Below are 14,558 nucleotides of genomic sequence, written 5' to 3'. Positions count from 1 at the left end.
TTCATCCTGATGGTCGTGACAGGGTCTCGCCCGCACGACCATCAGGGATCGGATTCATGAATGCTGCTTTCCGGATACCCGCGAAGCTGCGATCTGTGCCTGAGCCAAACGGAGGCGATGAGTGACGTCCTGAATTACCTCAGAGTCTTGCTCAGAACGCTCGTGCTCGTTCAGCTGCTTACGTAAACTGTCGCGATCACGCTCTGCCTGTTCGACCGATATCTCATCGGACCGGGTGGCGTACTGGGTGATAATCGAGACGTTTCCGTCATTGTCTAGAGACACAAAGCCACCCTCGCAAGCGATCACCTCACGGCTGCCATCTGTTGTGATGATCTGTGCCGCACACGGCACGAGAGCCGCTAGAAAAGCTTCGTGACCGGGAAGCAGACCGATATCACCTTCGGTAGTCCGAACGATGATGTTGACCGACTCCCCCTTCCACACCTCCCGATCGGCGCTGACGACCTTGACATGAAGCGGCGGGTAGTCCATAGGGCTCAGCCCTCCTTCTTCATCTTGTCCCAGTTCTCCATCACCATATCCATGCTGCCAACATTAAAGAAGGCCTGCTCGGGGATGTGGTCAACGTCACCACGGCAGATCATCTGGAATCCTTCAATGGTGTCAGCAATCGGGACGGTCGATCCGACAACTCCAGTGAATTTTTCGGCCGTGTAGGTGTTTTGAGACAGGAACTGCTGAATGCGGCGGGCCCGTGCCACCGTGACCTTGTCCTCTTCGCTCAATTCGTCAACGCCAAGGATAGCGATGATGTCTTGAAGCTCCTTGTTGCGCTGCAGGATCTGCTTGACCTGGGTGGCGGTGTCGTAATGCTCCTGACCCACGTACAGCGGATCAAGAATACGAGAGGTCGACGTCAGCGGGTCCACAGCTGGGTACAGGCCACGAGACGCAATCTCACGGGACAACTCCGTGGTGGCATCCAAGTGAGCGAAGGTCGTCGCGGGTGCCGGGTCGGTGTAGTCATCGGCGGGGACGTAAACGGCCTGCATCGAGGTGATGGAATGGCCACGAGTCGAGGTAATTCGCTCCTGTAGCTGACCCATCTCGTCAGCCAGGTTCGGCTGATAGCCCACTGCCGAGGGCATACGACCCAACAGTGTGGAAACCTCAGACCCCGCTTGGGAAAACCGGAAAATGTTGTCGATAAACAGCAGCACGTCCTGGTTTTGCACATCACGGAAGTACTCAGCCATCGTGAGCCCTGTCAAAGCAATGCGCAGACGAGTACCCGGCGGCTCGTCCATCTGGCCGAACACCAACGCGGTGTCTTTGAGTACACCAGCCTCGTCCATCTCATTGATGAGGTCGTTGCCCTCACGCGTACGTTCACCAACACCAGCGAATACCGAAGTACCGCCGAAATTGTGGGCGATACGGTAAATCATCTCCTGGATGAGCACCGTCTTACCCACACCAGCACCGCCAAAGAGGCCGATTTTGCCACCCTTGACGTACGGAGTCAGCAGGTCGAGAACCTTGATGCCAGTCTCCAGCATCTCGGTCTCGGGCTCAAGGTCGTCGAAGGCCGGCGGATCCCGGTGGATTGGCCAACGCTCAGTCACCTCGATAGTACTTGGATCAGCGTTGAGGACATCACCAGTCACATTCCAGACGTGGCCTTTCGTGACGTCGCCAACCGGAACGCTGATCGGGGCACCCGTGTCGCGAACCTCGGTGCCACGGCGCATACCGTCAGTCGGCTTGAGGGAGATAGCCCGCACAACATTCTCGCCAATGTGCAGAGCTACCTCGAGGGTAATGGTGTGGGTCTCCCCCATGACCTCAGTGTCGACGTGAAGGGCGTTAAGAATCTCCGGCAACTGACCGGCCGGAAACTCGACGTCGACGACGGGTCCGATGACGCGGACGACACGCCCGACGCCGGCCACCTTGTCCTTCGTCTCGGGGTTACTTGCTGTCGCAGTCATGGTGTTCTCTCTCACTCCTGTGGGGCGGTCTCTGCAAGGGCAGCGGCGCCACCCACGATCTCGGTGATTTCCTGGGTAATGGCGGCCTGACGAGCCTGGTTAGCCTGTCGGGTCAGCGTTTGGATGAGCTGCTCGGCATTGTCGGTCGCAGCCTTCATGGCGCGCTGACGACTAGCCAGCTCCGATGCAGCCGATTGCAATAACGCATAATGGACGCGGTTGATGACGTATAGCGGGAGTAACTCGTCCAGCACACTCATCGGATCGGGCTCAAAGTGGTACTCGTGAAAGATCTCCTCGTTACTAACTCCAACCCCGGGGTCACCTTCGGCTAATTGACTTTCTGGAGTGTCCTCTGGGTCAACAACAGCCAGTGGCAGCAGACGGACAACCTTCGGGGTTTGGGTCAGCATCGACTCAAACTCAGTGAAAACCATGTGGATTTCATCGACACCACCCTCATCAGTCGGGCGCAGAAAGTCTTCGATGAGACGATTTGCGACATCTTTGGCATCTCGATAAGTCGGCGAATCAGAAAAACCACTCCACAGATGGTCAATCTTGCGTCCTCGGAATTCGAAGTACTGCACCGCTTTGCGACCGCACAGATAGGTGGCGATCTCCTGCTTCGGCTGGATAGCAGCCGTCAGCTCCTCAGCGGCTCGAATCACATTGGACGAGTAGGCACCAGCCAGGCCACGATCCGAAGTAATAACCAGCACTGCAGACCGCTTTGGGTCTGGGTTGATCGAGGTCAGCGGATGATCCTCGTGAGCGTGAGCAGCTACTGCCGAGAGGGCACGAGTCAATTCCAGTGAATACGGACTCGCCGCCTTGACGGTGTTTTGCGCCTTGATGATACGCGATGAAGCGATGAGCTCCATCGCGCGAGTGATCTTCTTCGTCGTCGCGACGGAGTTCCGCCTTTCCCGCAGTTCACGCAGGTTCGACGCCACGGCTCAGCCCTTCTTCGCGCGAACGATCTTGGCCTGGTCGATGTTCTCATCGTCCATCGGAGAGAACTCCTCGTGCCCGGCTAGCAGCTTCCCGCCAGAGGTCTTGAATCCCTTCTTCACCTCTTCAAAGGCAGCAGCAGCCGCATCCCTCGCGTCATCGTCGAATTTGCCAGTCTCCCGGATCGTCGTGAGCACATTGCTGTGACTACGCAGGTGCTCAAGAACATCCGCCTCGAATCTAAGGACATCGTCGACCGGGACATCATCAAACTTGCCAGTGGTGCCACCCCACACGCTAATGACCTGCTCCTCTACCGGGTACGGCGAGAACTGGCCCTGCTTGAGCAACTCCATCAGGCGAGCGCCACGATCCAACTGACGACGCGACGTATCGTCCAAGTCGGAGGCAAACATCGCAAAGGCCTGCATGTCGCGGTACTGAGCCAGTGAAATCTTCAGCGTTCCAGCAACCGACTTCATCGCCTTGATTTGAGCAGCGCCACCGACTCGCGACACCGAAATACCGACGTCGACGGCCGGACGCTGGTTGGCATTGAACAGATCCGACTGAAGGAAGATCTGACCGTCAGTAATAGAAATGACGTTCGTCGGGATAAACGCCGAAACGTCATTGGCCTTGGTCTCAATGATCGGCAAGCCAGTCATTGACCCACCGCCCAGATCGTCGGACAGCTTCGCGCAACGCTCCAGCAGGCGGGAGTGGAGGTAGAAGACATCACCGGGGTAAGCCTCACGGCCCGGTGGACGCCGCAGCAGCAGCGACATCGCTCGGTAAGCCTCGGCCTGCTTGGTGAGGTCATCAAAGATGATGAGGACGTGCTTGCCTTGGTACATCCAGTGCTGGCCGATGGCCGAGCCGGCATAGGGAGCAATGTACTTAAAGCCGGCGGGATCGGAGGCAGGGGCATGGACGATGGTGGTGTACTCCATCGCACCGGCCTTCTCCAGAGCGCCCTTCACCTCGGCAACAGTCGAGCCCTTTTGACCAATCGCGACGTAGATGCAGCGAACCTGCTTCTTAGGGTCGCCGGACTGCCAGTTGTCCTTCTGGTTAATGATGGTGTCAATCGCAATAGCGGTTTTACCAGTCTTGCGGTCACCGATGATGAGCTGACGCTGGCCACGGCCAATCGGGATCATGGAGTCGATGGCTTTGAGACCGGTCTGCAACGGCTCACGGACTTCCTGACGGTCCATAACGCCAGCAGCCTGGATCTCGAGAGCACGGCGGCCCTCAATGCTCTTGATCTCACCGAGCCCGTCAACCGGGTTACCCATCGCATCCACAACGCGGCCGAGGTAACCTTCACCGACCGGCACAGACAACACCTCGCCAGTGCCACGAACCGTCGACCCCTCATCAATACCGTCGGAGTCGCCGAGCACCACGACACCGATTTGCCGCTCCTCCAAGTTCAGGGCGATGCCCATCGTCCCATTCTCGAAGCGCAGCAATTCGTTGGCCATCGCCGAGGGAAGCCCCTCGACGTGGGCGATACCGTCGCCAGATGTAATGACAGTACCGACCTCCTCACGGACCGCTGTCTCCGGCTCATAGTTCTGGACGAAGTTGTCCAGAGCGTCGCGGATCTCCTCCGGACGTATCGTCAGTTCCGCCATTACGTCTCCTTGTAAGTTCCCCCGTCCTGCACCGGGGGGTCACGTGTGTCAGCCCAGTTTGCGTCGGGCTTGGTCCAGACGGTGGGCCACCGTCGAATCAATGACCTCGTCACCGAGGTTGATGAGCGCACCTCCGAGCACCGCTGGGTCAACGACCTCTGATAGCTCGATCTGTCTGCCCGTGATCCGTTCCAGCTGTTTCACCATTTCCATGCGTTGCGCTTCAGTCAGTGCCCTAGCGGTTGTCACAATCGCACGCACGCGATCAGCCATCTCGGCAGCAACCTGCAGATAACCATCAATCATCTGCTCGAATGTGCTGTCCGATGCTGCGACGGCTCGGCGAGCCAAGACGAGGGTTTCCTCGCTGACTTGGCCCCCAACCAACGTCATAAGTAGCTCCTGTCGATCCGCCACCGAACGGTTGGGATCAGCCAGCGCCACTTGAAGCGCAGCCTGGCCCCGTACAAGGCGGCCTACGTGGAACAACTCGTCAGCAACCGTCTCGAAGCGATCAGCTTGCCGGGCTCCACGCAACACAGCACGAACCCCCTGCCGCTCCAGAGCGCGAGTCAGCGCCGCCGGAGACCGCCACTTACAGGTGGTTGTTGCGTCGAGGAGTTCCTTGCAATCGGGCGAGACCTTCGATGCGAACACCGCGTCGATAAGTCCTTGACGAGCCTTGGTCTCAGAACCTGTGTCTGAGACTGCCCGCCGTAAGCCAGACTCACGATCGAGGATGTCGACTACCGCGAAAATCTCGTTAGCGAACTCGGTACCTGTACCACGACCGACCTCGTCTAGCTGCTGTGATGCGCTCACCACCGTCGTCATGCCCGATTCACCGTCCGCGAATCAGATGCCGAGGGCTCCTCGGCCAACGATGAGAGGAAGCGGTCGACGGTCGCCTGAACGCGCTGGTCGTCCTGTAGGGACTCCCCCACAATCCGACTGGCCAAAGTGGTCGCAAGACCGCCGATCTCGGCACGTACCTCGCGCACCGCCTGATCGCGCTCGGCCTGGATTTGGGCGTTGGCACGCTCCGTGATTCGATCTGCCTCTGCCTGAGCGTTAGCACGCATTTCAGCAATAATCTGCGCGCCCTGGCTCTTCGCGTCATCACGTATCTGGGCTGCCTCATCACGCGCATTAGCCAGCTGAGCCTGATATTTCTCTAGAGCCGCTTTAGCCTCGGCCTGAGCCTTCTCAGCCCGCTCGATCCCACCTTGAATCGTCTCGGTGCGTTCCTCGTAAAGCTCCTCGAAACGGGGTACAACCGCCTTAGCGATGAGCCAGGTGAGAAGCAATACAAGGATGATTCCGACGATGATCTCGATGGGATGCTCAGGGGCAAGCGGCCCGAGATCCATCTCGAGAATGTTCATACGTCCAAGCTCACTTAGCGATGAAAGCAAGGATGAAGCCAAACAGCGCGAGGGCCTCGACCACGGCGAAGCCAATGAACGCCGTCGTCAGCATGGTCCTATGAAGCTCAGGTTGACGAGCGGTGCCATTGATAACGGCAGCGAAGATCCACGCCACGCCGAGAGCCGGACCAAGAGTGGCCAAGCCGTAGCCGAGCACGTTGAGCGAGCCTCCGATGAGCATGGGAACCATAGTGTTTCCTTCCGGATTGTGCCCCTTGCGGGGCGTTGTCTTCATCGCCGCAGTTTGACGACGACGAGGTCCTAGGGGTCGATGTGCTGTCAGTGCCCTTCAGAAATCGAGGACGCCACGTATTGGGCTGACAGCACGGTGAATACGTAAGCCTGCAGGAAGCCCACAAACAACTCCAGCGCAAAGAGCGCAAAGCTGAGGATCAGAGAAAGACCACCAGCGGCGTTATAAATAATGTTGGACGGGTAGGTGAGGAGGAATCCGCCTCCAACGACGAAGATCATGATAATGAGGTGGCCAGCAAACATGTTGGCAAATAGTCGCAACGACAGGGTCAGCGGGCGGGTGATGAAGTTTGACAAGAACTCCAGCGGAATGATGAGCCACCACAGGTACCACGGCACGGCGGGGGGCAGTACCGAGTCCTTGAGATAGCGAATCCCCTTGGTCTTGAAACCGGCAATGACGTAGACAAACCAGGACACTATAGATAGGCCGTAAACGTAGCCGACATGAGAGAAGGTCGGAAACATGAAGACAAAGAGTTCGCCGAACCAGTTATTGATAAGGATAAAGCTGAAGACGGCAACCAAATATGGCAGCCATGGCTCAAATCCGTGACCAATGGTGTCTCGCGCCAAAGAGTTACGGAGGAAGTTGTAGCAATACTCAGCGAAAACCTGACGCTTCCCAGGGACCACCTTAAGATCGCGGCTCATCCACACCCAGAAGCCGATGACGAGGAGGAACGCAATGATCACCTGCCAGAACGGCTTGTCCAACCACGCAGACCCGAAAGTCCCGTCGAACTTGAAGTCCTCAATCCCTGGAGTATGGAACTCCAGAGGAGACATAATCCCGCTCACTGACCCTCCCGGTCGTCGTTCTGGTCGGGCACGACCCCGTAGCGCTTAACAATGAGATAGACGCTCGCCACAAGGCCAATAATCATGCCTACGACGAACATCCATATGTGATGGAAGTGATTTGACAGTAGCCAGCCGATGCCACCGTAGAAGAGCATCCCCGCTAGGACGTAGCTCAGAACACCCCAAGCGTCGCCGTCACTGGACGGCGCAGAGCTGGTACTCGTTCGCGTCATTGAGTTCGTGTCCATGTCCATGCTGACTCTAGCAGTCATAACCCCACTCGCCCTCATCGAAGACCGCTATCGGTCGAATGGTTTTCGTCACCACCGAGGTCTTCGGGATCGTCATAAATCCGCTTATGTTGCGATCCCGCTACTACGACGCCGACGATCCACGACAGAGATGCCCCAACCATTGCCAATGTGCATGGCAGCTCAAGAACACTGGTGTGGTAGCTAGATGCCAGCGCCGCTAAGCCGCCCAGAACGCCGACTTGAGCCACGAACGATCCAACGCTGAGAAGCCAGGAACCGCTTCGATTGAGCAGATGAACGCTACGACCGCACGCGAAGAACACCACCGCAATCGTGGTACCAATCAGTCCGCTGAGAATCGCCAACATGTGGTACTCAACGATGATGGCTGTCACAGCGGTCACAAGCAGTCCAGCCCCGGTGGCCCATAGCAGCCCTTTGAGGTAAATATCAGATAAAAGCCGCGACGTTACCGGCCACGTGCGAGTCGGCCGGCCACGATCCGAGCCAGCCATGGCGAGACTTGTCATCTCGTCATCCCTCCCCGTGGTCATGACCGATGATTCCAGTAGTGAATAAGCGAGGTACCTAAACTCGCCAACGCGACGCTGTGAGTCGAGTACTGATGTACCTGATGGGAATGTCCTCGGTGAGAAAGGTAACACATAAAGCACGATTTCGTCGACATCTCAGGCCTCAGTAGCAGGGTGCCGCGAATTCGCCATGGTGAGGGCCACGCATACTGCAAGTCCTGCCAGCACAATGACAACCGCCCACCACGTCTGCTCAAGACCGATGAACACCGTGCCAAAAGTAAGCACAATCGTCCATAAATACATCAACAAGACCGCACGTAGATGAGAATGGCCTCGTTGCAATAATCGGTGGTGAAGGTGCTGCTTGTCGGCAACAAAAAACCACGTCCCCCGCCATGTTCTCCGGACATATCCCATGATGAGATCGACTAAAGGGATGGCGAGCACCATGAGCGGTACAACAATTGGTAAATAAGCCGGAACCAGTCCACCGCCCTGTGCTGTCAAAGCTGACGAATCAATCTGACCGGTCAAAGAGATTGTCGATGTGGCAAGTAACAGCCCCAGCAACAAGGCACCAGAATCACCCATGAACATCCTGGCCGGATGCCAGTTGTGGGGCAGGAAACCGAGGCACGCGCCCGCAGTAGCTGCGGTGATAAGGCTGGTCGTCGTCGCAACGACAAAGTCCTGCTCATGGGCCAACAGATAGGTATACGAGAAGAACGCCAAGGAGCCGATGGCCACTACCCCGGACGCCAGGCCGTCAAGCCCATCAATGAAGTTCACCGCGTTAGCGCACAACACGATGAAGAACACCGTCACCAGAATCGAGGTGGGCGTCCCCAAAGCGATGATGGAATTCGGCAGTGGAATCCAAAACATTCGTACGCCGCCCGTAACAACGACACCAGCCGCTAGCACCTGGCCAGCGGCCTTCGCTAGGGCTGGAAGGTCCAGAAGGTCATCGACGACACCCACAGCACAAATCACTACACCGGCTAGGCATATCGTCAAAGCGTCGTCAGCAACTAAGAGATGGCGACCCAGGAAAGGCATATTACGCGCCAGTAGGCACGCCAAAGCCACTCCTCCCAGCATGGCGACGCCGCCGAAGTAGGGAATAGGGACGGTATGAACATCGCGTGAACGCACTTTGGCGACGGCTCCCCATTTCAGAGCCGCCTGTCGACACAGGCCAGACAGCAGATATGTCGTCAAACCCGATGTCAGCATCACCAAGAGGTACTCACGCATCTCGAGTAATCAGCCCTCGGTCAGTGTGTCAGCTCGGTCTCCGGCGGCGTCAACGTCATGATCGTCAGATGAATCCGTGGCCGCGTCTGGCGATTCCATCCCGAGGACGTCAGGAGCAACCTCGTGGATATCGTCCAGTGACAGGGCGCCTTGACGCACGACTTTTCCGTCTGCCGTCGAGACGAAGTCAATAATCGTGGACGACTCCCCGACCGGACTCGGACCGGCATCCAAATAGACGGCTACCTCGACGCCTAGTTGATCTGCTGCTTCCTGAGCAGTCAGAGCCGCAGGATAGCCAGACTTATTCGCGCTGGAGACAGCCATCGGTCCGGTCATACGCAATAATTCACGAGTTTGGTCCTGGTTAGGGACACGGACCGCAAGAGTGCCGTTCGTTTCTCCTAAATCCATTCCCAACGAATCCTGAGCACGCAGGATAAGAGTGAGCCCCCCCGGCCAATACTTTTCAGCAAGGTCTTGAGCCGCCGACGGTATGTGCTGGCACAGGGCCGGCAAAGCGACTGAGTCGCTGATGAGAACTGGCGGCGGCATATCGCGGCCGCGCTCTTTGGTATTCAGCAAGCGCTGCACCGCTAAAGAATTGAGAGCGTCGGCACCAATACCGTAGACGGTGTCAGTAGGCAGCACGATGCACTCGCCATCAGCAATGGCGTCTGCGGCCTGCTCTAAGGCGTCCTCACACGTATCAGCATGAGTGACGTCGAGGATGAAAGGGTGAACCCCGACATCGTCGCCTGTGGCGTCTCCTGCTGAGTCAATATCACTGATTGCCGATGTATCTCCGGCACCGGGCAACTCTTCTTCTGCAGTGGTCGTACCTGCGACAGTCCCGGCTGGCTCATTACCCTCGACCATTGGCTGGTCAATCTCATCCATGGTGTCCATCCTTGCACCGTCGTCGAGCGGTGACGAACCTCGGTCTGCCTGCCAGGTCGTCGTGATCATCGATCTGCTCCCACATGTGAGACGCCGCCATGGCCGTCGTCAGTTGGTCGCGCTGAGTTTCGTCATGCTCCATGATGAACAGGCCACCAACCATGAGCAATTCTGCAGCCCGCTCGACGAGCCGTAACGGTAAATCTAACCCGTCGTCACCTGAAAATAACGCGAAGTCAGGTTCGTGATCGGTGACGTCGTGAGGAATTGCCGGGGCATCACGGCGGCGCAAATACGGCGGGTTCGTTACGACGACATCGAACCGACGGCCATCGTCAGGAACCCGCAAAGCATCGCCGGAAAGGACCTCGACTCCGGTGTCGCGCAGATTGAGCCGGGCCCATACCAACGCATCGTCATCTATTTCGACGGCGCTTACCCGACAACCTGGGACTTCATTAGCCACCGCAAGGGCAATAGCGCCGGTACCGGTACACAGATCGATCACGCTGGGACACGCCCCCGACATCACCAATCGTCGACTTTCATGAATAGCCCGCTCGGCCACCAACTCCGTCTCCAAGCGCGGTATAAACACCCCGGGGCCTACCGCTAGGCGAAGGCCACGAAACCAGGCATGACCGACGATGTACTGTGTTGGCTCCCCAGCTCGTCGTCGATCCACCATCTGGTTAAACCGATCTTCATCGTCAGCATCAACCTTCGCTACACCAATAAGTTGTGACGGATGAATACCGAGTGCCTCGCATAACAACATACGTGCATCTGCTGCCGGAGTATCAATTCCCCCAGTGGCTAGTCGACGGGTAGCTTTTGCCAGTAACAGTGAGGGACTATGATCTGCCATCAGGTTTCTTGGCTCTCTGAGCGCTGCGCCATACGACGCCGCACCTCATCGGCATGAAGGGCGTCAAGAACCTCACCAAGATCACCAGCCAAGATTTGATCGAGCTTCCTGGACTTATACCCGATACGGTGATCAGTCAGGCGATTTTCAGGGAAATTATACGTACGTACCCGAGCCGATCTATCGACAGTACGCACTTGGTCGCGTCTCATTCGATCATTCTCATCAGCGGCTTGCTGGGCTGCCAGTGCGGCGACTTTTGCTCGCAGCATACGCATCGCCTCTACCTTATTTTGCAACTGGCTTCGCTCATTTTGGCAACTAGCGACGACGCCAGTAGGCAAGTGGGTGAGACGTACGGCCGAATCTGTAGTGTTGACGCCTTGTCCGCCCGGCCCTGAAGACCGATAAACGTCAACACGAATATCCGCCGGATCTATATCAACTTCAGTCTCGTCGACATCCGGCATCACAAGGACACCCACCGCTGAGGTATGAATGCGCCCCGCCGACTCCGTTACCGGAACCCGTTGCACCCGATGTACACCACCTTCATGCTTGAGGTAACCATAGGCCGGACGCGACGGGACCCCTTCGACGGCAACCACCACCGTACGGTAACCACCTAGATCTGTCGGCTCACTGGTGAGCTCATGTACGCTCCATCCCACCCGCTCAGCATATCTAATATACATTCGCAATAAATCAGCAGCGAACAGAGCAGATTCTTCACCGCCCTCCCCCGAGTGAATTTCGACCAAGGCATCTTCCTGATCGAGCGGATCTGACGGGGCAAGCAACTCGGTAAGCTCTGTACTGGCGCGGTCCAATTGGCCGCGCAGCATCTCAGCTTCATGCTCGAAAGTGGGGTCTTCGTCAGCGAGATCGTTGGCTGCTTCTAGGTCAGCGCTCAGCTGGTCAACATGATCGGCTACTGACACCACATGACGGAGACGTGCGTGACGCTTGCCCAGCTTCCCCATGGCGGACGGATCTGATAGCACTGTCGGATCGGCCAATTGGGTCTCAATCTCCCGCAAATGACGGCGTACCTCGTCAATCGCCTGTTGCGCAGACTCGCTCATGCCCCTCCTGGCCAGCCTCGACGGAGTCTGGCGTTGTAGCCCCAGAAACAAACCATGACGCCGAGCAGCAGCCCAGCGTCATGGCAATACGTCATTGATAGACGACGTCAGTTCTTCTTGCCGTAGCGGCGCTCGAATCGCGCGACACGGCCACCAGCATCAAGAATCTTTTGCTTGCCGGTGTAGAACGGGTGGCACTTCGAGCAAACATCAGCATTAAGGGTGCCAGACTTCGCGGTGCTGCGGGTCGTGAAGGTGTTCCCGCAGGTGCACACCACGGTCGTCTCGTGGTAATCGGGATGAATTCCCTGCTTCATGATGTGATCTCCTTATCAAACGCGCTCCGGGTCGCCCGATTGATGCCAACAGACGTGAACCGGAACCGGGGCGTCACTTTACACCGGGCGCCCAGCTCCAGTCCACTTAACGATCTCAATCCTGGTTCGGGGTCGTCTTGGAAATGGTGTATAAGAACTCCACATTCGTCTGCGTCTTGCGCAGCCGCGAAAGCATCATTTCTAGGGCCTGAGAGCCTTCCAGGCCAGACAGCACTCTACGAAGCTTCCACATAATTGCCGTCTCTTCGCGCGACAGCAACAGTTCTTCGCGACGGGTACCCGACGCGTCGACGTCGATAGCCGGGAACAGCCTCTTATTGGCAAACTCACGACGAAGCCGCAACTCCATGTTGCCGGTGCCCTTGAATTCCTCGAAGATAACCTCGTCCATCTTCGAGCCGGTCTCGACAAGAGCGGTGGCAAGGATTGTCAGGGAACCACCGTGCTCAATATTGCGGGCAGCGCCAAAAAACTTCTTCGGCGGGTAGAGGGCGGCTGAGTCGACGCCACCAGACAGAATCCGACCGGACGCAGGGGCAGCAAGGTTGTAGGCGCGTCCCAAACGGGTGATGCCGTCCAGCAAGATGACGACGTCATGGCCCAGCTCAACGAGGCGCTTAGCACGCTCAATGGCCAGTTCAGACAGCTGGGTGTGATCGTCAGCGGGACGGTCGAAGGTCGACGCGACGACCTCACCGCTCACCGTACGCTGGAAGTCGGTCACCTCCTCGGGGCGTTCATCAACCAGCACAACCATCAGGTGTACCTCAGGGTTATTGCGCGTGATCGAGTTTGCAATCGACTGCATGATCATCGTCTTGCCAGCTTTTGGAGGCGACACAATGAGGCCACGCTGGCCCTTACCAATGGGACTCACGAGATCGATAATCCGACCCGTCATGTTCTTGGGGTCGTCCTCGAGGCGCAGCCGTTCTTGCGGATACAGCGGGGTCAGTTTAGAAAACTCAGGACGCTGCTTCATCTGCTCAGGATCAGCACCATTGACCTGCTCAATTTTGACCAGTGGTGCGAACTTTTCACGTCTCTCCCCTTCGCGATGGGCACGCATCTGTCCGACGACGACATCGCCCTTACGCAACCGGTTACGACGCACCATAGCCATCGAGACGTAGGCATCATTGGCACCCGGTAGATACCCCGAGGTGCGCACAAACGCGTACTGATCGCGAATGTCGAGGATGCCTGAGCACGGCACAAGGACGTCATCTTCGCGCACATTCGGCTCGGAATCAGAGTAGCGGTCGTTAGAACGCTTGCGACGGTTCTGACGATCACGCTGACGACGACGGCGAGAACGTCGCCCCGCATTGCCATACTCCGAGTAACGACCGTACTCATCGTCAGAATCAGAAGAAGAGTCGTTACTGTGATCATCCTGAGCGCCACGATCTGACGACTCGTTGCGCTCATGACGCTGCTCCCGTGACAATGCTTCGAGACGCGCTCCGACCTCATCGTTAATGCTACTGTCGCCGGAATTACCGTTGGAGTTTCCTCGTGAGGTGTTACGAGCCCGGCGCCGAGGGGAATCTCCTCGACGCCCACGGTCATTGCGAACAGAACGATCAGTTGAGCTATCGTCGCCGCTCTGATTATCGTCGTCAGTCTTCCCATTCACGTCTGTGTGCTTGCGAGCTTGGGCCCTCTCGGCTTCCGCAGCATCGAGCAAGTCGCCTACAGATGGAACCTTCTCCCCTGCTGCAGGTTGAGATTCAGAGTTCTCAGACTCTACAGAACGGCGTCGTGACGCACGATGCGGACGGTCCTCGCCACTCCTGGTTCGGGATTCCTGACCACGATTCAGATGGGCAGCTGTCCCCCCGGCTCCTGGGTATCCCCCCTCGGAAATAGCCGCGACGAGGTCAGCCTTCCGCATGCTGCGGGCTCCCTTAATCCCCATCTGAGTAGCGATGGAACGAAGCTCGGGGAGCAACTTGGTGGACAGATCCAAAGATCCATCCGGCTGTGAGGTCTGAGTCACGTAAGTCCCTTCGAACTGCCCCGGCCGGTATCCGGTGGGCGCGGTTTCATCGGGCCTGCCGTCGGAATCGACAATGGGTCGGGCGGCTGACACCACGGAAACCAGAATGGTTCGCGGGGCACAGACCCCAACCGTGGTGTGACGTTCGAGGCCCTCGAACGCCGAAGACATGACCCCAACGACAAGACTGTGACACAGGGATCACGATCGCCAGTGGGGAGTTGCGCGCATCCGGCGCGCTGCAGCACCACTATAACGCACATACCGGATCGTGGTCATT

General features: G+C 57.5%; 16 protein-coding genes. All 16 read right to left on the bottom strand.

Annotated elements, in window-relative coordinates; translation table 11 throughout:
* Positions 1 to 54: 54 nt before the first annotated feature.
* Entirely contained in the window at positions 55 to 495 is a 441-nt protein-coding gene (locus FYJ43_RS04990; RefSeq protein WP_154562613.1) for a F0F1 ATP synthase subunit epsilon, read from the bottom strand.
* Positions 496 to 500: 5 nt separating this feature from the next.
* Positions 501 to 1,955: a F0F1 ATP synthase subunit beta gene (atpD, locus tag FYJ43_RS04985; RefSeq protein WP_154562611.1), complete on the bottom strand. Its 1,455-nt coding sequence runs from the start codon at positions 1,953 to 1,955 to the stop codon at positions 501 to 503.
* A gap of 11 nt (positions 1,956 to 1,966) precedes the next feature.
* Positions 1,967 to 2,911 carry a F0F1 ATP synthase subunit gamma gene (locus tag FYJ43_RS04980; protein ID WP_326833344.1) on the bottom strand — a complete coding sequence of 315 codons (945 nt, stop codon included), beginning with the start codon at positions 2,909 to 2,911 and terminating at the stop codon, positions 1,967 to 1,969.
* 3 nt (positions 2,912 to 2,914) lie between these two features.
* Complete coding sequence (atpA, locus tag FYJ43_RS04975) at positions 2,915 to 4,552, bottom strand: F0F1 ATP synthase subunit alpha (protein WP_154562609.1); 1,638 nt, start codon at positions 4,550 to 4,552, stop codon at positions 2,915 to 2,917.
* Between the two features lie 48 nt (positions 4,553 to 4,600).
* A complete protein-coding gene (locus FYJ43_RS04970; RefSeq protein WP_154562607.1) occupies positions 4,601 to 5,386 on the bottom strand; it encodes a F0F1 ATP synthase subunit delta in 786 nt (261 codons plus the stop codon).
* Positions 5,383 to 5,937, bottom strand: coding sequence for a F0F1 ATP synthase subunit B (locus tag FYJ43_RS04965; RefSeq protein WP_154562605.1), 555 nt, complete (start codon positions 5,935 to 5,937; stop codon positions 5,383 to 5,385). The genes FYJ43_RS04970 and FYJ43_RS04965 overlap by 4 nt, the downstream gene beginning before the upstream one ends.
* Positions 5,938 to 5,947: 10 nt before the next feature.
* The gene (gene atpE / locus FYJ43_RS04960; protein WP_154563346.1) at positions 5,948 to 6,169 is read right to left on the bottom strand and encodes an ATP synthase F0 subunit C; all 222 of its coding nucleotides are present in this window, start codon (positions 6,167 to 6,169) and stop codon (positions 5,948 to 5,950) included.
* A gap of 89 nt (positions 6,170 to 6,258) precedes the next feature.
* Positions 6,259 to 7,035 (bottom strand): F0F1 ATP synthase subunit A, encoded by a 777-nt coding sequence (atpB, locus tag FYJ43_RS04955; RefSeq protein ID WP_326833343.1) that lies wholly within the window; start codon positions 7,033 to 7,035, stop codon positions 6,259 to 6,261.
* On the bottom strand, positions 7,032 to 7,310 hold the full coding sequence (locus tag FYJ43_RS04950; RefSeq protein WP_154562603.1) for an AtpZ/AtpI family protein: 279 nt from the start codon (positions 7,308 to 7,310) through the stop codon (positions 7,032 to 7,034). The genes atpB and FYJ43_RS04950 overlap by 4 nt, the downstream gene beginning before the upstream one ends.
* 14 nt (positions 7,311 to 7,324) lie before the next feature.
* Positions 7,325 to 7,846, bottom strand: coding sequence for a cyanate permease (locus FYJ43_RS12245; RefSeq protein WP_229771631.1), 522 nt, complete (start codon positions 7,844 to 7,846; stop codon positions 7,325 to 7,327).
* Between the two features lie 135 nt (positions 7,847 to 7,981).
* On the bottom strand, positions 7,982 to 9,085 hold the full coding sequence (locus FYJ43_RS04940) for an MraY family glycosyltransferase (RefSeq protein ID WP_154562601.1): 1,104 nt from the start codon (positions 9,083 to 9,085) through the stop codon (positions 7,982 to 7,984).
* A gap of 9 nt (positions 9,086 to 9,094) precedes the next feature.
* Positions 9,095 to 9,994: an L-threonylcarbamoyladenylate synthase gene (locus tag FYJ43_RS04935; RefSeq protein ID WP_154563340.1), complete on the bottom strand. Its 900-nt coding sequence runs from the start codon at positions 9,992 to 9,994 to the stop codon at positions 9,095 to 9,097.
* A complete protein-coding gene (prmC, locus tag FYJ43_RS04930; RefSeq protein ID WP_154562599.1) occupies positions 9,978 to 10,853 on the bottom strand; it encodes a peptide chain release factor N(5)-glutamine methyltransferase in 876 nt (291 codons plus the stop codon). The genes FYJ43_RS04935 and prmC overlap by 17 nt, the downstream gene beginning before the upstream one ends.
* The gene (prfA, locus tag FYJ43_RS04925; RefSeq protein ID WP_154562597.1) at positions 10,853 to 11,938 is read right to left on the bottom strand and encodes a peptide chain release factor 1; all 1,086 of its coding nucleotides are present in this window, start codon (positions 11,936 to 11,938) and stop codon (positions 10,853 to 10,855) included. The genes prmC and prfA overlap by 1 nt, the downstream gene beginning before the upstream one ends.
* A gap of 107 nt (positions 11,939 to 12,045) precedes the next feature.
* Positions 12,046 to 12,255, bottom strand: coding sequence for a 50S ribosomal protein L31 (gene rpmE / locus FYJ43_RS04920; RefSeq protein WP_154562595.1), 210 nt, complete (start codon positions 12,253 to 12,255; stop codon positions 12,046 to 12,048).
* A 115-nt stretch (positions 12,256 to 12,370) separates the two neighbouring features.
* The gene (rho, locus tag FYJ43_RS04915; RefSeq protein WP_326833438.1) at positions 12,371 to 14,278 is read right to left on the bottom strand and encodes a transcription termination factor Rho; all 1,908 of its coding nucleotides are present in this window, start codon (positions 14,276 to 14,278) and stop codon (positions 12,371 to 12,373) included.
* Between the last annotated feature and the right edge of the window lie 280 nt (positions 14,279 to 14,558).

It is taken from the genome of Cutibacterium porci (assembly GCF_009696315.1).
Classification (GTDB): domain Bacteria; phylum Actinomycetota; class Actinomycetes; order Propionibacteriales; family Propionibacteriaceae; genus Cutibacterium; species Cutibacterium porci.
Note: the sequence above shows the minus strand (reverse complement) of the source record. Positions and strands in the feature narration are given on the sequence as shown.